This is a genomic window from Sphingopyxis sp. 550A, assembly GCF_053569535.1.
In genome coordinates this window covers 3365690-3382704 of sequence record NZ_CM131615.1, presented here as the reverse complement: position 1 = coordinate 3382704, position 17015 = coordinate 3365690, and the positions used below count along the sequence as shown (strand labels likewise).

General features: G+C 67.8%; 20 protein-coding genes. 11 read left to right on the top strand and 9 right to left on the bottom strand.

Annotated features, from left to right (window positions below):
• Positions 1–18 precede the first annotated feature (18 nt).
• Complete coding sequence (locus tag ACVENA_RS16360) at positions 19–636, bottom strand: ribonuclease D (protein ID WP_257545031.1); 618 nt, start codon at positions 634–636, stop codon at positions 19–21.
• A 260-nt stretch (positions 637–896) separates the two neighbouring features.
• Here ACVENA_RS16360 and ACVENA_RS16355 point away from each other — a divergent pair, with 260 nt between their 5' ends.
• Positions 897–1649 (top strand): cold-shock protein, encoded by a 753-nt coding sequence (locus ACVENA_RS16355; protein WP_306997110.1) that lies wholly within the window; start codon positions 897–899, stop codon positions 1647–1649.
• Between the two features lie 266 nt (positions 1650–1915).
• Here the strand turns inward: ACVENA_RS16355 and ACVENA_RS16350 are convergent, their stop codons facing one another.
• The 3 genes from ACVENA_RS16350 to ACVENA_RS16340 are packed head-to-tail and all read right to left on the bottom strand — an operon-like array spanning position 1916 to position 3571.
• Complete coding sequence (locus tag ACVENA_RS16350; RefSeq protein ID WP_449326223.1) at positions 1916–2326, bottom strand: DUF2141 domain-containing protein; 411 nt, start codon at positions 2324–2326, stop codon at positions 1916–1918.
• Positions 2271–3041, bottom strand: coding sequence for a sterol desaturase family protein (locus ACVENA_RS16345; protein WP_449326222.1), 771 nt, complete (start codon positions 3039–3041; stop codon positions 2271–2273). The genes ACVENA_RS16350 and ACVENA_RS16345 overlap by 56 nt, the downstream gene beginning before the upstream one ends.
• Entirely contained in the window at positions 3038–3571 is a 534-nt protein-coding gene (locus tag ACVENA_RS16340) for an N-acetyltransferase family protein (RefSeq protein ID WP_449326221.1), read from the bottom strand. The genes ACVENA_RS16345 and ACVENA_RS16340 overlap by 4 nt, the downstream gene beginning before the upstream one ends.
• Positions 3572–3616: 45 nt before the next feature.
• Here ACVENA_RS16340 and crtY point away from each other — a divergent pair, with 45 nt between their 5' ends.
• The 10 genes from crtY (at position 3617) to ACVENA_RS16290 (ending at position 13892) form a co-directional block, all read left to right on the top strand.
• Complete coding sequence (crtY, locus tag ACVENA_RS16335) at positions 3617–4774, top strand: lycopene beta-cyclase CrtY (protein ID WP_449326220.1); 1158 nt, start codon at positions 3617–3619, stop codon at positions 4772–4774.
• Positions 4771–6246 (top strand): phytoene desaturase, encoded by a 1476-nt coding sequence (locus ACVENA_RS16330; protein ID WP_449326219.1) that lies wholly within the window; start codon positions 4771–4773, stop codon positions 6244–6246. The genes crtY and ACVENA_RS16330 overlap by 4 nt, the downstream gene beginning before the upstream one ends.
• Before the next feature lie 89 nt (positions 6247–6335).
• Positions 6336–6917, top strand: a complete 582-nt coding sequence (locus ACVENA_RS16325) for an LOG family protein (RefSeq protein WP_449326218.1) — start codon at positions 6336–6338, stop codon at positions 6915–6917.
• A gap of 84 nt (positions 6918–7001) precedes the next feature.
• Positions 7002–7991: a phytoene/squalene synthase family protein gene (locus ACVENA_RS16320; RefSeq protein WP_449326217.1), complete on the top strand. Its 990-nt coding sequence runs from the start codon at positions 7002–7004 to the stop codon at positions 7989–7991.
• Entirely contained in the window at positions 7988–8557 is a 570-nt protein-coding gene (gene pnuC / locus ACVENA_RS16315; RefSeq protein WP_449326216.1) for a nicotinamide riboside transporter PnuC, read from the top strand. Before ACVENA_RS16320 ends, pnuC begins: the two co-directional genes overlap by 4 nt.
• Positions 8554–9072, top strand: a complete 519-nt coding sequence (locus ACVENA_RS16310) for an AAA family ATPase (RefSeq protein WP_449326215.1) — start codon at positions 8554–8556, stop codon at positions 9070–9072. Before pnuC ends, ACVENA_RS16310 begins: the two co-directional genes overlap by 4 nt.
• Positions 9073–9568: 496 nt before the next feature.
• Positions 9569–10588 carry a hypothetical protein gene (locus ACVENA_RS16305; RefSeq protein WP_449325617.1) on the top strand — a complete coding sequence of 340 codons (1020 nt, stop codon included), beginning with the start codon at positions 9569–9571 and terminating at the stop codon, positions 10586–10588.
• Between the two features lie 357 nt (positions 10589–10945).
• Positions 10946–12478: an acyl-CoA synthetase gene (locus tag ACVENA_RS16300; RefSeq protein WP_449326214.1), complete on the top strand. Its 1533-nt coding sequence runs from the start codon at positions 10946–10948 to the stop codon at positions 12476–12478.
• Entirely contained in the window at positions 12475–13092 is a 618-nt protein-coding gene (locus ACVENA_RS16295) for a DsbA family protein (protein ID WP_449326213.1), read from the top strand. Before ACVENA_RS16300 ends, ACVENA_RS16295 begins: the two co-directional genes overlap by 4 nt.
• Positions 13089–13892: a crotonase/enoyl-CoA hydratase family protein gene (locus ACVENA_RS16290; protein ID WP_449326212.1), complete on the top strand. Its 804-nt coding sequence runs from the start codon at positions 13089–13091 to the stop codon at positions 13890–13892. Before ACVENA_RS16295 ends, ACVENA_RS16290 begins: the two co-directional genes overlap by 4 nt.
• Here the strand turns inward: ACVENA_RS16290 and ACVENA_RS16285 are convergent.
• The 5 genes from ACVENA_RS16285 to crcB are packed head-to-tail and all read right to left on the bottom strand — an operon-like array spanning position 13889 to position 17010.
• Complete coding sequence (locus tag ACVENA_RS16285) at positions 13889–14584, bottom strand: ATP12 family chaperone protein (protein ID WP_449326211.1); 696 nt, start codon at positions 14582–14584, stop codon at positions 13889–13891. The two genes, ACVENA_RS16290 and ACVENA_RS16285, sit on opposite strands and share 4 nt — an antisense overlap.
• Entirely contained in the window at positions 14581–14817 is a 237-nt protein-coding gene (locus ACVENA_RS16280; protein WP_449326210.1) for a hypothetical protein, read from the bottom strand. The genes ACVENA_RS16285 and ACVENA_RS16280 overlap by 4 nt, the downstream gene beginning before the upstream one ends.
• Positions 14814–15434, bottom strand: coding sequence for an FMN-binding negative transcriptional regulator (locus ACVENA_RS16275; protein WP_449326209.1), 621 nt, complete (start codon positions 15432–15434; stop codon positions 14814–14816). Before ACVENA_RS16275 ends, ACVENA_RS16280 begins: the two co-directional genes overlap by 4 nt.
• The gene (locus ACVENA_RS16270) at positions 15434–16636 is read right to left on the bottom strand and encodes an RluA family pseudouridine synthase (RefSeq protein ID WP_449326208.1); all 1203 of its coding nucleotides are present in this window, start codon (positions 16634–16636) and stop codon (positions 15434–15436) included. Before ACVENA_RS16270 ends, ACVENA_RS16275 begins: the two co-directional genes overlap by 1 nt.
• On the bottom strand, positions 16633–17010 hold the full coding sequence (crcB, locus tag ACVENA_RS16265; RefSeq protein ID WP_449326207.1) for a fluoride efflux transporter CrcB: 378 nt from the start codon (positions 17008–17010) through the stop codon (positions 16633–16635). The genes ACVENA_RS16270 and crcB overlap by 4 nt, the downstream gene beginning before the upstream one ends.
• Positions 17011–17015 lie beyond the last annotated feature (5 nt).

The following is a 17015-nucleotide window of genomic DNA, read 5'->3' as shown; positions in this document are numbered from 1 at the left end:
CTTTCAGCGAATCGCTTCTCAGGTGTGCGCGAAAATATCGACTTCGGGCCAGCCCGCGAGGTCGAGCGCCGCCCGGGTCGGCAGGAAATCGAAACACGCCTGCGCCAATCCGGTGCGCCCTTCGCGTGCCAGCCGGGCGTCGAGCACGTCCTTCATCGCGTGAAGGAAGCGCACGTCGCTCGCCGCATAATCGCGCTGCGCGTCCGAAAGTTCCGCCGCGCCCCAGTCGCTCGACTGCTGCTGTTTCGATACGTCCTGGCCGAGCAGTTCGCGCACCAGTTCCTTGAGGCCGTGGCGGTCGGTATAGGTGCGGATCAGTTTCGAGGCGATCTTGGTGCAATAGACGGGCGCCGTCACCACCCCCAGCGCGTGCTGGATCGCGGCGATGTCGAAGCGGCCGAAATGAAAGATTTTCAACCGATTGGGGTCGGTGAAGATCGCCTTCAGCACCGGCGCGTCATAGCTGCTGCCGGGCTTGAAGCGGACGAGATGCTCGTCGCCCGATCCGTCGCTGATCTGGACGACGCACAGCCGGTCGCGCAGCGGGTTCAGGCCCATGGTCTCGGTGTCCACCGCGACCGCGCCGGGGCCCAGCGCGCCCTCGGGCAGGTCTTCTTCGTGAAAATATACGGTCATGGCCCTGCCTTAGGCGAAGGCGCCGCGCCGCTCAATGACTGGTTTCGCGGGGAAGGCCGCAAGTGGCTCCACTCCTCGCAAAGCGAGCAAAATTGCCTATTGCTGCCATGAATTTTCTGTTCGCAGACTGTGGATAATTAGGTTATATATTGCGTTCTTGGCGGCACGGGGCGAGTCTGTGCCCATGGTGAACTGCGTCCCCGTCCGGCGCAAGGAGCCGGTTCAATGGGGTGTGGACGACCGAAAGCGACTAACAGACTATGAGTTTCAACAAGGATCGCCGCGGCCAGCGGGGACGCGGCAAGCGCGATGATTTCGGCAATTTCGACAGCTTTGAACCCGCACCCTATGGCGGCGACAGCTATGGCGGCGGCAATCGTGGCGGCGGCTTCGGCGACCGCGGCGGTTTCGGCGGCGGTGATCGTGGCGGCTTCGGTGGCGGCGATCGCGGCGGCTTCGGCGGCGGACGCGGCGGCGGGATGCCGGCGCAGGTCGTCGGCGAGGGCCAGGGCACGGTGAAGTTCTTCAACCCGTCGAAGGGTTTCGGCTTCGTCGCGCGCGACGACGGCGGCGAGGATGTCTTCGTTCACATCAGCGCGGTCGAGCAGGCGGGCCTCCAGGGCCTCGCCTCGGGCCAGCCGCTCGGCTTCACGCTCGTCGAACGCAACGGCAAGGTGTCGGCGATCGATCTCAAGATCGAGGGCGAACCGATGCCGATCGAGGAATTCGCACCGCGTCGCGACGACCGCGGCCCCGGTGGCGACCGTCCGGGCGGCGCCCGCGGCCGGCGCCAGCTTACCGGCGAGCGCACCTCGGGCACGGTGAAATTCTTCAACACGACGAAGGGCTTCGGCTTCATCGCGCGCGACGACGGACAGGCCGACGCCTTCGTCCACATCAGCGCGGTGCAGCGCGCCGGCATGGCCGGCCTCAACGAGGGCGACCGCGTCGCCTTCGACATCGAGGTCGACGATCGCGGCAAGTTCGCCGCGGTGAACCTGCAGCCGGAATGAGCGGCACGCTTCGCTGAAAACGGAAAGGGCGCCCGCGGGCGCCCTTTTTTTCGCGATAATCGACAGCTTTCGACCGATTGCGGACTTAAGATCCTCCTCGGCACGGGGAGGGGGGCCACCGAAGGTGGTGGAGGGGCAGGTGGGTCATGGCGCGCCTTTTCTGGATCGATGCGTAAACCGAGGGTGCCCCTCCACCATGCTTCGATGGTCCCCCTCCCCGTGCCGGGGAGGAGCGGCGACGCCCGCTTCTCACCCCAAAGCCGCCTTCACAGCATATATTTCATCCGGATCGTCTGCCGCACCTCGCCCGCGACCGCAAAACTCGCCGCCTTGAACTTCGGCGGTCCCATGCGGATCGCCGGGTTGCGCGAGAAGCCGAAGCCTTCCTTGGGCAGGAAGATCGCGACGTCCATCTTGTTGTTGCTGTTCTCGTCGTGGACGACCGCGATCGCATAGGTGCCGGCCGCTGGCGCGTGGATCAGGAAATCGCCCGCGTCGGCGGGCTTCACCACCATCCGCACCGACGCCTTGTCCTTGCTGCAATCGGGAAAGGCTTTCGGATTGGTCGTCAGGCAGACGAGGATCTGCCCCTTCGTGTTCCGCAGCCCGGTGATGCTGACCTCAACCGATGGAGCGGGCGTCGGCGGTGCGCTCGCCGCGACCAGCAGCAGCGCCAAAGCGGCCCAACCCGATATCCGTGCCGCACGCCTTGTCCCAGAAACGGAAGTAAAGGCCATAATTCCCCCGATAGGCCGCGTGATGCGCTTCGTGATGCGTCGCGGTTATCAGCCATCGCCCCGCCGGTCCATGGACCAGCGCGCGCGGGAACATCTCCCACCCCATATGGTTGCCGACGCCCATCACTGTCATGATGGCCAGCACAAGCCCCAGCACCGCGACATGGATCGGGATGAGGAATACCAGCGCCGGAATGACGATCGCGCCGGTGATCGCCTCGACGGGGTGAAAGCTCATCGCCGCCCAGGCGGTCGGCGGGCGGCTCCGGTGATGGACGGCGTGCGCGATGCGGAACAGCCGGGGGCGGTGCATCCAGCGATGCGTCCAATAGAACCAGGTGTCGTGGATCAGCAGATAGGCGAAGAGGCTGGCGGGCAGATACCAGAGCGGAAAGGCGTGGATATCGCTGTAGATGCGCGTCCAGCCGCGCGCCTGCCAACCCCAGGCGACGATGCCCGCGGGCGCGCCGTAGATCGCGGCGCTCGCCAGACTCCAGCCGATCTCGCGCCGCATCTGCGCTTCGAGTCCGCGATAGAGGCCGGGATGCTTCAGCCGCGTCGCCAGCGCGAAGCCGCCGCTGCTGACGAGATAGCGAACCCCGACGATCGCCGTCATCGCAAGCGCCGACAGCGCGATGGCGGCGGCGGCGCTCATTCTGGCGGCGGGCTCGCGGCGCCTGCGCCGAGGGCGCGCTGCATGAAAACCGTATCGAGCCAGCGGCCCTGCTTCCACCCGCTCGCGTCGAGCCGTCCGGCATGGGCGAAGCCGCAGCGCGCGTGGAGCGCGACCGACGCGGGCTCGGCGCCGCCGATCACCGCGATCATCGTGCGAAAGCCGGCTGCCTCCGCCGCGACCAGCAAGGCTTCGAGCAGCGCCCGGCCGATCCCGCGCCCCTGATGCGCGGGATCGATATAGATGCTGTCCTCGCACGTCCAGGCATAGGCCGGGCGGTCGCGGAACTGGCTCGCATAGGCATAGCCCGCGACCGTGCCGTCTGCGCCGCGCGCGATCAGAAAGGGCCAGCCCTTCGCCCGATGCTCGGAAATCAGCCCCGCGGTGGCGAGCGCGCTGCGCGGCTCGATGTCATAGGTTGCGGTGCCGTGCGCGACATGATGGGCATAGATCGCGGCGACCGGCTTCGCATCGTCAGGCGTCGCGGGAGTGATGAGGGGGGCGATGTGCATAGGAAAGCGATAGCCGCTGCGCGTCTTGCTCGCTAGGTCTGCTGCATGGCCGTGCCCGAACCCGTTTCCTGCGATATCGCCATCGTCGGCGGCGGGCTTGCGGGCGGACTCGCGGCGCTGGCGCTCGCGCGGCGGCGCCCCGACCTCGATATCCGGCTGATCGAGCCCGGCGCGGTCGGCGGCAATCATGTCTGGTCTTTCTTCGACGCCGACGTCGCGGCCCGCGACCGCTGGCTGGTCGAGCCGCTGATCGGCCACCGATGGGACGGCTATGCCGTCGCTTTCCCCGCCTATCGGCGCGAGCTTGCGATGGCCTACAACAGCATCACCGGCGAAGCGCTCGCCGAAGCGGTCGCGGCGGTGCTGCCCGCCGGCCGGCTGATCGCGAAGTCGGCGATCCTGCTCGCGCCGCAGGCGGTCGGTTTCGACGACGGCACCCGGCTCGGCGCGCGCCATGTCATCGACGCGCGCGGGGTCGGCGATCTCGGCGGCCTCGATTGCGGCTGGCAAAAATTCGTCGGACAGGCGCTCAGGATCGAGGGCGGCCACGGCCTCGCGCGGCCGGTCGTGATGGACGCGACGGTCGAACAGATCGGCGGCTATCGCTTCGTCTATTGTCTGCCGTTCGATGCGGAGACCGTCTTCGTCGAGGACACCTATTACAGCGACGATGCGGCGCTCGACGTCGCGGCGGTGCGCGATCGGATCGCGGCTTATGCGGCGGCGCGCGGCTGGGCCGTCACCGCAGTCGAGCGCGAGGAGACGGGATGCCTCCCCGTGGTGATGGCGGGCGATTTCGATAGGCTCTGGCCCGAAGAGGATGGCGTTGCGCGGATCGGCGTGCGGGCAGGGCGTTTTCACGCGACCACCGGCTATTCCTTCGCGCAGGCAGTGCGGAGCGCGGCGACGCTTCCGGCGCTGATCGACCGGCCCGATCTCGCGGCGGTGCTGCGCCGCGAGGCGGCCGCGGCGTGGCGACGCCAGCGCTTCTACCGGATGCTCGGCGCGATGCTGTTCCGCGCCGCGGCGCCCGAGGAGCGCTATCGTGTCTTCGAGCGCTTCTACCGTCTCTCCCCCGGCCTCATCGCGCGTTTCTATGCCGGGGCGTCGACCGCAAGGGACAAGCTGCGCATTCTTTCGGGCAAGCCGCCGGTGCCGGTCGGAAAAGCGCTTGCCGCGTTGGCGAAACTGGATTGGCGATGAAGCGCGCGATCGTCATCGGTGCGGGCTTCGGCGGGCTGGCGCTCGCGATCCGGCTCCAGTCGGCAGGGGTCGCAACGACGATCGTCGAGGCGCGCGACAAGCCCGGCGGGCGCGCCTGGCATTGGGTGCGGGACGGCTTCACCTTCGACGCCGGGCCGACCGTGATCACCGATCCGCCGTGCCTCAGCGAGCTTTGGGCGCTGAGCGGGCAGGACATGGCGTGCGACGTCGATCTGATGCCAGTCGCACCCTTCTACCGGCTCGACTGGCCGGACGGTTCGCGTTTCGACTATGCGAACGACGAGGCCGCGCTCCGCGCCGAAATCGCGAAGCTGAACCCCGAAGATATCGCGGGCTACGATCGCTTCCTCGCCTATTCGAAGGGCGTCTATGAGCAGGGCTATGTCCGGCTCGGCGCGGTCGCCTTCCTCGACTTCGCCTCGATGGTCCGCGCCGCGCCCGCGCTGATGAAATATCGGGCATGGCGCAGCGTCTATGCGGTCGTTTCCTCCTTTGTGAAGGACGAACGGCTGCGGCAGGCGCTGTCGTTCCATACGTTGCTGGTGGGCGGCAATCCGATGACGACCAGCGCCATCTATGCGCTGATCCACACGATCGAGAAGCAGGGCGGCGTCTGGTGGGCGCGCGGCGGGACCAATGCGCTGGTGTCGGGGATGGTGCGCTTGTTCGAGCGGCTCGGCGGCAGCTTGCGCCTCGGCGATCCGGTCGCCGCGATCGAGACGGCGGGCGACCGCGCGACCGGTGTCCGGACGCGCGGCGGCTGGCACGGCGACGCCGACATGGTGGCCTGCAACGGCGACCTGATGCACAGCTACCGCGACCTGCTCGCCGGGCATCCGCGCGGGGGCAAGGTCGCGCGCGGTCTGGCGCGGAGGCGTTGGTCGCCGTCGCTGTTCGTCGTCCATTTCGGGGTCAAGGGCGACTATCCCGGCATCGCGCATCACAGCATATTGTTCGGCCCCCGCTACAAGGGGCTGCTGCGCGACATCTACGGCGGCGTCGTGCCCGAAGATTTTTCGCTCTATCTGCATCATCCGAGCGCGACCGATCGCGGCATGGCGCCCGAAGGCCACGCGACCTTTTACGCGCTCGCCCCCGTCGCGCATCTCGGCAAGGCGCAGGCCGACTGGGACGGCGCGTTCGGCGCGCGCTTCGCCGATGCGATATTGGCAGAGGTCGAGCGCCGCGTCCTGCCGGGCCTCCGTGCCCGCCTCGTCACGCGCTTTCATTACACCCCCGTCGATTTCGGCCGCGACCTGTCGGCGCATCTCGGCAGCGCGTTCAGCCTCGAGCCTTTGTTGCGGCAGAGCGCGTATTTCCGCGCCCATAATCGCGACGACCGGATTTCGAACCTTTACTTCGTCGGCGCGGGGACGCATCCCGGTGCGGGGATTCCGGGGGTGGTCGGCAGTGCGAAGGCGACCGCCGCTTTGATGCTGGAAAGCGGCTAGCCCTTTACTTTCCCGTCATTCCCGCGAAGGCGGGAATCCAGCTGGACCCCCGCCTTCGCGGGGGTGACGAACAGGAACAGAGTGACGAGATGAAACGCCTAGCCGTCTATTGCGGGTCCGCGACTCCCGACGATCCGATCTATATCGAAACCGCGCGCCACGTCGGCCGCACGCTGGCGACGCGCGGCATCGGCGTCGTCTATGGCGGCGGCCGGCTCGGGCTGATGGGCGCGGTCGCCGACAGTGCGCTGGAGGCGGGCGGCGAGGTGATCGGGGTGATCCCCGACGCGCTCGTCGGGACCGAGGTCGCGCATCGCGGCGTCACCGAACTCCATGTCGTTTCGGGGATGCACGAGCGCAAGCGGATGTTCACCGACCTGTCGGACGGCTTTCTCACCATCCCCGGCGGCGTCGGGACGATGGACGAACTCTGGGAAGCGATCAGCTGGGCGCAGCTCGGCTATCATGCGAAGCCCGTGGGCCTGCTCAACGCGGCGGGCTTCTACAACGACCTGATTGCTTTCAATCGCCGCATGATCGAGGTCGGCTTCATCCGCCCCGCGCACGCCGGAATCATGATCGTCGACGCCGGCATCGACGAACTGCTCGACAAGATGGCGGCCTATCAGCCGCACGAACCGATCTTCGCGATGAAGGCCGACGATCTGTGACACGAGGCCGGGGGATAGTCTTCTCCCCTCCCGCTTGCGGGAGGGGTCGGGGGAGGGCCTGTTTCCGGCAAGACTGTTCTCCACATGCCCTCCCCTGACCCCTCCCACAAGTGGGAGGGGGACTCTCGCTACGACGCTCCCGCCCTCCACGGCTTTGCGCACGACAGCATCGCGAAGGGCTCGAAGAGTTTCGCGCTCGCCAGCCGGCTGTTCGACCGCATCACGCGCGAGCGCGTCTGGTTGCTCTATGCCTGGTGCCGCGCCGCCGACGATCTGACCGACGGGCAGGATCATGGCGGCGCGATGGTGCCGGGGCACGATGCTGCGGCGGCGATCGGCAGGATCCGCGCGCTGACCGACCGCGCCTATGCCAAAGAGGTCACCGGCGATCCCGCCTTCGACGCGCTCGGCCTGCTGCTGACCGACGTCGCCATACCGCGCGCGATCATCGACGACATCATCGCGGGCTTCGAACTCGACGCCGACGATTGGCGGCCGCGCAGCGAGGCCGATCTGCTGCGCTATTGCTATCATGTCGCGGGCGCGGTCGGGGTTGCGATGGCGCTCGTCATGGGAATCGACCCCAGCGACGAGACGACGCTCGATCGCGCGTCGGACCTCGGCATGTCCTTCCAGCTCGCCAATATCGCGCGCGACATTGCCGAGGATGCGGCCGCCGACCGCTGCTACCTGCCGGTCGAATGGATGGTCGAGCTCGACATTCCGCCGGGTCAGCACATGCACCCCGCCTTTCGTCCGCGCCTTTCGGTGATGGCGAAATGGCTGTCGGAAATGGCGGCGGATTACGAGGCGTCGGCGCGCTGGGGCGCGCGCAAGCTCGGCCCGCGCAGCCGCTGGGCGGTGCTCGCGGCGGCGGGCATCTATGGCGACATCGCGCGCGAGGTCAGGGCGCGCGGCGACCATGCGTGGGATCACCGCGCCGCGACCTCGCTTCCCGCCAAGCTCGGCTGGACCCTGCGCGCCGGCTGGTCGGTGCTTCGCCGTCCGCCGCAGCGCCGGATCAGCCGCGACGGCCTGTGGACGCGCCCGCGCCATGACGGGGCGGCGGCGTGAGCCAACTCGAATGGATCGCGGCGGCGCTGGTGCTGATCAACGTCGCGCTCGTCGCGCTGCGCAGCGTCTGGAACTATCCCTTCGCGCTCGTCGCGGTGACGCTCTACGCCTTCGTCTTCTATGAAGCGAAGCTCTACAGCGACATGCTGCTCCAGGGCTTTTTCCTTGTGCTCAACCTCTACGGCCTGTTCGCCTGGGTTCGCGCGCGGCAGGACAGCGGCATTCCCGTCGGCTGGATGGGCACGCGTGCACGCTGGGTATGGGGCGGCGCGACCGTCGCAGCGTGGATCGGCTGGAGCGCCGCGATGCACCGCTACACCGACGCGGCGGCGCCGTGGATCGACGGCGCGATCGCGATGGCCAGCATCACCGCGCAATGGCTGCTCGCGCGCCGCCGCGTCGAAAGCTGGTTCCTCTGGATCTTCGTCGATCTGATCGCGGTGCCGTTGTTCGCGTGGCGCGGCCTCTATGCGACCAGCGCGGTCTATGTCGTGCTGCTCGGCCTGTCGATCGACGGGCTGATCCAGTGGCGCCGCGCCGCCGCGACGGGGGCGGCGCCCGCGTGACCCGCCACCTCTGTCTCCACGGCGCCGAAAGCACCGGCAAGTCGACGCTCGCGCCGCGCCTCGCCGCGCGCCTCGGCGCGCTGGTCGTCCCCGAATATGGCCGCGCCTATGCCGAGGCGAACGGCACCGAATTCGACGAGGCCGCGTTGCTCGCGATCTTCCACGGCCATGTCGCGGCGACGCAGGACGCGCTGGCGCAAAAGCCCGAATGGCTGGTCTCGGACACCGACCCGCTGATGACGCAGGCGTGGGCGATCATGCTGCTCGGCCGCCGCCTGCCCGAAATCGACGCGTGGACCGACACCGCCGACCTTTATCTCGTCCCGGCGATGGACCTGCCGTGGCAGGAGGACGGCACCCGCCTCTTCGGCAGCGACCTCGCACGCCGCCAGTTCATGGACGTCGCTCTCGCCGAGCTCGACCGGCGGAAGCTGCCATGGGCGTGGGTCGAGGGCGACGGCAACGCGCGACTGGAAAGCGCGCTCGCGGCGGTGCAGGCAGCGGGGCTGGCGTAATTAGAGAATGCTGGATGTCGGCTTTGGGGCGGAGAGCGGCCCCTTCCCAATTTTCGTCATTCCCGCGAAAGCGGGAACCCAGAGCGTGCATCGGCCGATGCCACCCTGGGTTCCCGCTTTCGCGGGAATGACAACATAAGGTAGATCGGCGTCCGCTCGAAATCCGGCATTCCATCAAATTCGCGCAGAGACGCAGAGATCGCAGAAGGGCAGGCGCCTCACCTCGGCGATCTCTGCGCCTCTGCGCGAATCCATATCGAAGCCGCCTGCGCGGCCATGACAGCCTTCGGCCGCTCCCCGTCCGAAATAGCATCGTCATCCCGGACTTGATCCGGGATCCATTCTCTCAGCGCCGGATGAATGAATCCCGGATCAAGTCCGGGATGACGATGTAAGGTAAGTCTGCAATCGGTCGAAATAGGACCGCCACCCCCTTTCCTACATTGTACCTATATGGTTCATTCTGTCGGCTTCACCCAACCAAAAGGACGAACCGATGGACGACACATCCCGCAACCCCGCGCATATTCCCGTCCCCGCCAGCTATCACTGGACGCCCTCGCTCCAGCGCGAGTTTCTGGAGGCCTTCGCCACCAACGGCTCGGTGAAGATCTCTGCGGCAAAGGTCGGCATGTCGCCCGCCGCCGTCTATCAGCTCAAGCAGCGGCCCGAGGGCGCGGCGTTCCGGCTCGGCTGCGCGGCGGCGCTGCTGATCGCGCGCGGGCGGCTCGTCGACGAACTGCTCGACCGCGCGATCTGGGGGCATGACGAGATCACCACCGTGATGCGCGAGGAGGACCGCAGCCTTTACAAGCGCCGTCGCATCGACAGCCGCCTCGGCCTCGCGATGCTCGCGCGGCTCGACAAGATGGTCGAAACCCGCGCCCGCGCGGGCGAGGAGATGCTGGCGCAGGTCATCGCCGGCGACTGGCCGGGCTTCCTCTCGCTCTTCGACGCCGCCGCGGCCGCGCGCACCGCCGCCGCCTCGGCCGAAGCGGCGCCCGACAGCGAACCCGACGCCGGCGCCGAAGCCGCACCCGCGGCTGGCCCGACCGAGGGTATGGCCGCCGCGCTCGCGCTCTGGCTCGCGGGCCGCGACAATCGCGCCAACCCGCTCGCCGCCCTGTGGCAGGGCACCGCAATCGCGAATGAAGTTGCGCAGTTTTCCGCCGATCCCGGCGAGGAGCCCGCAGGCGCCGGCGAAGAGGGGCCGACCCCCGAGGAGGAGGCCGCGGCAATGACCGTCTGGCACGACGATGTCACCGGCGACCTGCGCACCAATTTCCCGCCCCCCGACGACTATCTCGGCATCGAGGAAGGCCGGTTCGGCGACGAGGATTATGAGCGCTCGCTCGACCCCGACGAGGAGGACGCCTGGGAAGCCGCCGTCGCCGAGGCCCATGCCCCCTTGCGCCGCGCCGGCGAAGCCGCCCGACGCGCCTTCTTCGGCCTCCCCGACCCCGCCAACGATCCCGCGCCGGAAAGGGCGGACCCGCGCAAGGCAGCCGGCGCCTGATCTTTTTTCCTCGCTCCCGCCTCTCCCCGTCACCCCCGCGAAGGCGGGGGTCCAGCTTCTTCGCGCCTTCGCGTGAAACCGGGAAATCTCACGCAAAGGCGCAAAGGCGCGAAGAGGAAGGAGTGCGCGGCCTGCGCCCTCGGGATGCAACGCGGCCGCGCTGGTCGTTCGCTTCGTCGGGCTCCCGCTTGCACGCGAAGGCCGGGGGTGGGGGCGGGGACGCCCCGATCTTGCGCCATGATTTGACGCATCTTGACCGCGCGGGCTCCCGTTGGCCCCCGCTCGCTTGACCGAAAGTTTCAGTTTGCTACGGGTCTTGGACATAACATACCAACGAGCCCTTGGAGAGATCGCCCGATGCACCCCTCAGTTCACGCCGCCACCCATCCCGACAAGCCCGCGGTCATCGTCGCCGAAACCGGCGAGGCGATCAGCTATGCCGAACTCGATGCGGCCTCGAATCGCGCCGCGCAGATGTTTCGCGCGCATGGGCTCGGGCATGAGGATGTCGTCGCCTTCATGCTCGACAATACGCCGCATTATTACGGGCTGACGTGGGGCGCGCAGCGTGCGGGGCTGCGCTATGTCTGCATCTCGTCGCGGCTGACGCAGGACGAGACCGACTATATTCTCGAAAATTCGGGCGCGAAGATGCTCGTCGTCTCGGCGAGTCTCGCGGCCGCGGCGCAGCAGCTCACGACGAAGATCACCCGCTATGCAATGGGCGGCGACATAGCGGGCTGGCCGAAGATCGAGGACGAGCTGGCGACGATGCCCGCGGAGCGCATCGCCGACGAGCGCGCCGGGGTCGACATGCTCTATTCGTCGGGGACGACGGGCCGGCCGAAGGGCGTCAAGGTTCCGTTGCCCGAGGAGCAGGCGATCGACGCGGCGAACAGCCTCGTCATGCTCGCCTCGGCGGCGTTCGGAATCAACGCCGACAGCGTCTATCTGTCGCCCGCGCCGCTCTATCACGCCGCGCCGCTGCGCTGGTCGATGACGATCCAGCGGCTCGGCGGCACCGTCATCCTGATGAAGAAATTCGATCCCGAGGGCGCGCTTGCGGCGATCCAGCATTATCGCTGCAATGCGGCGCAGTTCGTGCCGACGCATTTCGTGCGGATGCTGAAATTGCCCGACGACATTCGTGCGCAATATGACGTGACCTCGATGAAGAGCGCGATCCACGCCGCGGCGCCGTGCCCGGTGCCGGTCAAGCAGGCGATGATCGACTGGTGGGGGCCGGTGCTGCTCGAATATTATGCGGGATCCGAAGGCAATGGCATGACCTTCGCGAGCAGCCAGGACTGGCTCGCGCACAAGGGCACCGTCGGCCGCGCGATCAACGGCGTCGTTCATATCGTCGGCGAGGACAATGAAACCGAAGTGCCCGTGGGCGAGGAAGGCGCGGTCTTCTTCGAAAGCGACAGCCTGTTCGAATATCACGACGACCCCGAAAAGACCGCCTCCAGCCGCAATTCGCGGGGCTGGTCGACACTGGGCGATGTCGGCAAGCTCGACGAAGACGGCTTCCTCTATCTCACCGATCGCAAGAGCTTCATGATCATCTCGGGCGGGGTGAACATCTATCCGCAGGAGATCGAGAATCATCTCGTCACCCACCCGAAGGTCGCCGACGTCGCGATCGTCGGCGGCCCGCACGAGGAGATGGGCGAGGAGGTGATCGCGGTCGTCCAGCCCGCCGACATGGCCGACGCGACCGACGCCTTCCGCGACGAACTCATGGCCTATGCACGCGAGAAATTGTCGGGGGTGAAGATCCCGCGCCGGATCGATTTCATGGAGGCGCTGCCGCGCCACGACACCGGCAAGCTCTACAAAAGGCTGCTGCGCGACCAATATTGGGAGAAGACGAAGGCGGGGGCATGACCGCGCGCGTCGAATTTTTCTTCGACCTGTCGAGCCCGTGGACCTGTCTGGCCTTCCACAATCTGCCCGGCGTGCTCGAACGCACCGGGGCGAGCGCTACCTGGCGCCCGATCCTCGTCGGCGGCGTCTTCAACGCGGTCAACCCGGCCGTCTATGCCGCACGCGAGCAGACCGACAACCGTCGCATGGAGCATAGCTGGAAGGTGCTCAAGGACTGGGCGCGCCTTGCCGGCGTGCCGATGAACTTTCCGTCGCAATGGCACCCGGCGAAGAGCATCCACGCCATGCGCTTCTGCTGCGTGCTCGAGGAGGATCAGGACGCGCTCGTCCGCTTTGCCGGGGCGGCGTTCGCCAGCTATTTCGACCGGCAGGAAAATCTCGACGATCCGGGCGTTCTCGAAGCGGTCGCGAACGCCGTCGGGCTCGACGGCGCCGCGATCCGCGCCGCATCGACCAGCGATGCGGTGAAGGCGCGGCTGCGCACCAATACCGAAGAGGTGATCGCGCGTGGCGGCTATGGCTCGCCGACGATCTTCGTCGAGGACACCGACATGTATTTCGGCAACGACCAGCTCCCGCTCGTCGAGGCCGCGCTCAAAAGGACAGCAGAATGAAAGATCGCATTTCGATCACCATGCTGGAGGACGGCATCGCCGACGTCCGGCTGATCCGTGCCGACAAGATGAATGCGCTCGACACCGCAATGTGGTCGGCGCTTGCCGAGGCGATCGACGAACTCAAGGCCAAACAGGGCCTGCGCGTCGTTGTCCTGTCGGGCGAGGGCCGCGCCTTTTGCGCCGGGCTCGACCTTACGAGCCTCAGCGCCGAGCGTGATCCGGGCGCGAGCAGCGCGGGCGGAACGCTGGCCGATCGCACGAGGGGCATCGTCAACAACGCCCAATATGCGGCGTGGGGCTGGCGCGAATTGCCGGTGCCGGTGATCGCCGCGGTGCACGGTGTCGCGTTCGGCGCAGGCAGCCAGATCATGGCCGCCGCCGACATCCGCATCGTCCATCCCGACACGCGCCTCGCGATCATGGAAATGCGCTGGGGCCTCGTCCCCGACGTTGCAGGCATGGCGCTGTGGCGGACGCAGGTCGCCGACGACGTGCTGCGCGAGATGATCTATACCAACCGCGAATTTTCGGGGTCGGAGGCGAAGCTGCTCGGCTTCGCGACGCACGTCTCCGACGATCCGCTCGCGAAGGCGATGGAGCTTGCGCGGGTGATCGCGAACAAGAATCCGCACGCGATCCGTGGCGCGAAACGGCTGTGCAACATGCTCGCCGATGCCAGCGACGCCGAAATCCTGCAGGCCGAAAGCGACGAACAGGTCAAGGTCATCCGCACCCCCAACCAGATGGAGGCGGTGATGGCGCATATGGAGAAACGGAAACCGAACTTCGCGGACTAATCGCCCAGCAAACTCAAAAACCGCGCGGCATGGTGCCAGTCGGCCTCGCGCCGCGCGCGCGCTTTCTGCGCTTCGCTATCGGCGCCCCAGCGGCGTTCCTGATAAAGCTCGTCGAGGCTGACCGCATCCCATAGCGCGTCGGCGGCGAAGGCTTTCTCGGCGAGCGCGAGCCCGGCGACGAGCGACCCGCCGATCGTCACCAGCGGCGTCAGCGCGGCGAGGCGGAACGGATCGTGCGCGAGGAGCGCCGCGCGGAGCGCCGCGACCGTCGCTGGTGGCTGATCGACCGGCAACACGCCTTGGGTCAGCGCGAACTCGACGCCGTGACGCGCTTCGGCCCAGGCGAGCAGCGGGTTCCACGCCGCCGCCTGCTCGGCCTGCAACGCCGCGTCGCGGTCGTCGCGGTAGCAGAAGAGGTCGCTTTCCGCATAAGCGGCGATCGGCTCGGCGAAGGCGGCGGGATCGGGGCTGGCGAGGTCGATCGCGGCATTGGCGAGGCCGGTCAGCGGCATCGACGCGGGGTCGATATCCTCGCCCTGCGCGTCCCATTCGGCGGCGATCGCCTCGGCTAGCGCCCTGGTCGGAACCGCCAGCGGCGCGCGCTCGGGCGTACGCACCGGGCGCCCGTCGAGCGCAATGCCCCAGCCGTCCGCTTCGGCGATGACCTCGGCTTGCTTCCAGAAGCGTTTCATAGCTCTTTCGGCGACCGCCAGCGGCGCGCGAGGATGCGCGGCATCACCGCGAAGTCGAACACGCCCGCCAGCACGACCGCGACGCCGATCCAGCGGTCGGCGGGCGGCCCCGCGACCGCCCAGACGCCGCGGATCAGCAGGAAGCCGGCAATGATGAAGAGCGCCCCCATCAGGCGCATCGCGGACAGCGCGAAGAAACGCTTTTTGGCAAGGGCGTCGTCCGGCTGGTTCATGCGCTTTTCCCTTCCTCGCCAAGCTGGCGCATCAGATGCGCGAGCGCGCCGTGCCCGCTCGCCTCGATCCCCGCGGCGACGCGTTCGCGTTCGCCCGGCGCCTTGTCCTGCGACAGCTTGAGCGTCGAGCGCCACGCGGTGATCCGCAGCTCGAAGCCGGTGATCGCACCCGTCATCTGGCTGAAGCGCGCGGGGGTCATCTTGGCCCGCGTCCACGGCGGATCGGCACCGATGCGCGCTTCGTGCTCAGCCGACAGCGTGTCGAGCTGCGCGATCAGTTCGGCATCGTCGAGCTTGCGAACCGGACCTTCCATCTCGATCGCGACATAATTCCACGTCGGAACCTGATCGGCGGCCGTATACCAGCTCGCGCTGACATAGGCGTCGGGGCCCTGCACCACCGCCAGCGCGGTCATCCCGTCCAGATGCTTCGTCAGCCCGTTGCCGCGTGACAGATGGAATTGCAGCGTCGCCGCATCCTCGCTCAGCACCACCGGCGCGTGCGCGACGCGCGGACCGTCGGGCGTTCCCGCGAAAATCCCTGCGAAGGCGATCTCGCGCACGAACAGTGCGGGCACATCCTCCTGCCGCGGACGATATTGGGGATTGGGATGCATCAACGCGCCTTGGGCGGGCGCGGCCCCTTGGGGGGTGGGCGCTTCATTGCCGGACGCTTGGCGGCGGGCTTGCCGGTTCCGGTCTTCGCTTTTGGCTTGGGCTTGCCGACATGATCGGTCGGCTTGCTCGCGGCGGTGCGGCCGCGCCGTTCGCCGCGCCGTGCCTTGCGGATCTGCTTGCTGTGCGCCTTGGCGGCTGCCTTCGCCGCGGCTTTCGGCGGCGGCCCCTTGGGAGCATCGTCGAGTCCGACCTCGCCGAGCAGCGGGTCGAAGCCGAGCGCGTCGAGGCTGGCGGCGAAATGCTCGGGAACCGGGGCCGTGATATCGATCGCGCCGCCGTCGGGATGGTCGATGCGCAAGCGGCGGCTGTGCAGGTGCAGCTTGCGGCTGATCGCCCCGGTCAGGAAGGCGCCCTTGCCGCCATATTTGCCGTCGCCGACGATCGGATGGCCGATCGCTGCCATATGGACGCGAAGCTGATGCGTGCGGCCGGTCAGCGGCTGCAATTCGACCCAGGCGGCGCTGTTCCCGGCGCGCTCGACGATGCGGTAGCGCGTCTTCGACGGCAGGCCCTTGTCGTCGACGTGCATCTTCTCGCCGCCCGATCCGGGCTGCTTGGCGAGCGGCAGGTCGATCTCGCCCTGCGCGATGTCGGGGACGCCGACGACGATCGCCCAATAGGTCTTGCGCGCGCTGCGATTCGAAAAGCTCTTGGCGAAATAGGCGGCGGCGCGTGGCGTTCGCGCGATCAGCAGCGCTCCCGACGTGTCCTTGTCGAGCCGGTGAACCAGTTTCGGCCGCACCGGCCCGTCATATTTCAGCGCATCGAGCAGCCCGTCGACATGGCTCTCGGTCTTGGTGCCGCCCTGCGTGGCGAGGCCGGGCAGCTTGTTCAACACCAGCGCGCTCGTATCGCGGTGGATCACCATCGATTCGGCGAGCTCGACATCGGCGTCGGTCAACGGCCGGCCCTTGCGCGCGGGACGCGCGGCGGTCTCGACCGGCGGCGTCGGCATGACGAGCTTTTGCCCCGTTTCGATGCGGTCCGACACGTCGGCCTTCCGGCCGTCCAGCGTCAACTGGCCCGACCGCGCCCAGCGAGCGAGCAGCGCGTGCGGCGTTCCCGGCCGGTGGCGTTTGAACCAGCGGTCGAGGCGGATGCCGTCGTCTTCCTCGGCGATGATGGCGCTGTCGATACTCATGCGGACAATTGCCGCATCGTTAGCATCCCGGCGCCGCACGCCGCGATGCCGATCAGCACCGAGGCGAGAACATAGGCCAGCGCCTGCGCCGTCTGCCCGCGCTCGAACAGGGTCCAATATTCGAGGCTGAACGACGAAAAGGTCGTGAAACCGCCGAGGATGCCGACACCGAGGAACAGCCGCGTTGTGTCGCTGCCGCCGCCGCGCGCGAGCCAGCCGACGAGCAGGCCCATCAGCAGGCTGCCGGCGATGTTGATCGACAGCGTCCACCAGGGAAAACCGGGGCCGAGCCGCGCGAGCATGACCTGGCCGACCAGATGCCGCGCCCCGGCGCCGATCGCGCCGCCGACCATGACTGGGAAAAGTCCGTTCATGCGCT

Excerpts from the sequence above, each read along its gene's own strand:
- ACVENA_RS16360 (WP_257545031.1), bottom strand. The coding sequence starts at position 636 with ATGACCGTATATTTTCACGAAGAAGACCTGCCCGAGGGCGCGCTGGGC.
- ACVENA_RS16355 (WP_306997110.1), top strand. The coding sequence starts at position 897 with ATGAGTTTCAACAAGGATCGCCGCGGCCAGCGGGGACGCGGCAAGCGC.
- ACVENA_RS16345 (WP_449326222.1), bottom strand. The coding sequence starts at position 3,041 with ATGAGCGCCGCCGCCGCCATCGCGCTGTCGGCGCTTGCGATGACGGCG.
- ACVENA_RS16340 (WP_449326221.1), bottom strand. The coding sequence starts at position 3,571 with ATGCACATCGCCCCCCTCATCACTCCCGCGACGCCTGACGATGCGAAG.
- crtY (WP_449326220.1), top strand. The coding sequence starts at position 3,617 with ATGGCCGTGCCCGAACCCGTTTCCTGCGATATCGCCATCGTCGGCGGC.
- ACVENA_RS16330 (WP_449326219.1), top strand. The coding sequence starts at position 4,771 with ATGAAGCGCGCGATCGTCATCGGTGCGGGCTTCGGCGGGCTGGCGCTC.
- ACVENA_RS16325 (WP_449326218.1), top strand. The coding sequence starts at position 6,336 with ATGAAACGCCTAGCCGTCTATTGCGGGTCCGCGACTCCCGACGATCCG.
- ACVENA_RS16320 (WP_449326217.1), top strand. The coding sequence starts at position 7,002 with ATGCCCTCCCCTGACCCCTCCCACAAGTGGGAGGGGGACTCTCGCTAC.
- ACVENA_RS16305 (WP_449325617.1), top strand. The coding sequence starts at position 9,569 with ATGGACGACACATCCCGCAACCCCGCGCATATTCCCGTCCCCGCCAGC.
- ACVENA_RS16300 (WP_449326214.1), top strand. The coding sequence starts at position 10,946 with ATGCACCCCTCAGTTCACGCCGCCACCCATCCCGACAAGCCCGCGGTC.
- ACVENA_RS16295 (WP_449326213.1), top strand. The coding sequence starts at position 12,475 with ATGACCGCGCGCGTCGAATTTTTCTTCGACCTGTCGAGCCCGTGGACC.
- ACVENA_RS16290 (WP_449326212.1), top strand. The coding sequence starts at position 13,089 with ATGAAAGATCGCATTTCGATCACCATGCTGGAGGACGGCATCGCCGAC.
- ACVENA_RS16285 (WP_449326211.1), bottom strand. The coding sequence starts at position 14,584 with ATGAAACGCTTCTGGAAGCAAGCCGAGGTCATCGCCGAAGCGGACGGC.
- ACVENA_RS16280 (WP_449326210.1), bottom strand. The coding sequence starts at position 14,817 with ATGAACCAGCCGGACGACGCCCTTGCCAAAAAGCGTTTCTTCGCGCTG.
- ACVENA_RS16275 (WP_449326209.1), bottom strand. The coding sequence starts at position 15,434 with ATGCATCCCAATCCCCAATATCGTCCGCGGCAGGAGGATGTGCCCGCA.
- ACVENA_RS16270 (WP_449326208.1), bottom strand. The coding sequence starts at position 16,636 with ATGAGTATCGACAGCGCCATCATCGCCGAGGAAGACGACGGCATCCGC.
- crcB (WP_449326207.1), bottom strand. The coding sequence starts at position 17,010 with ATGAACGGACTTTTCCCAGTCATGGTCGGCGGCGCGATCGGCGCCGGG.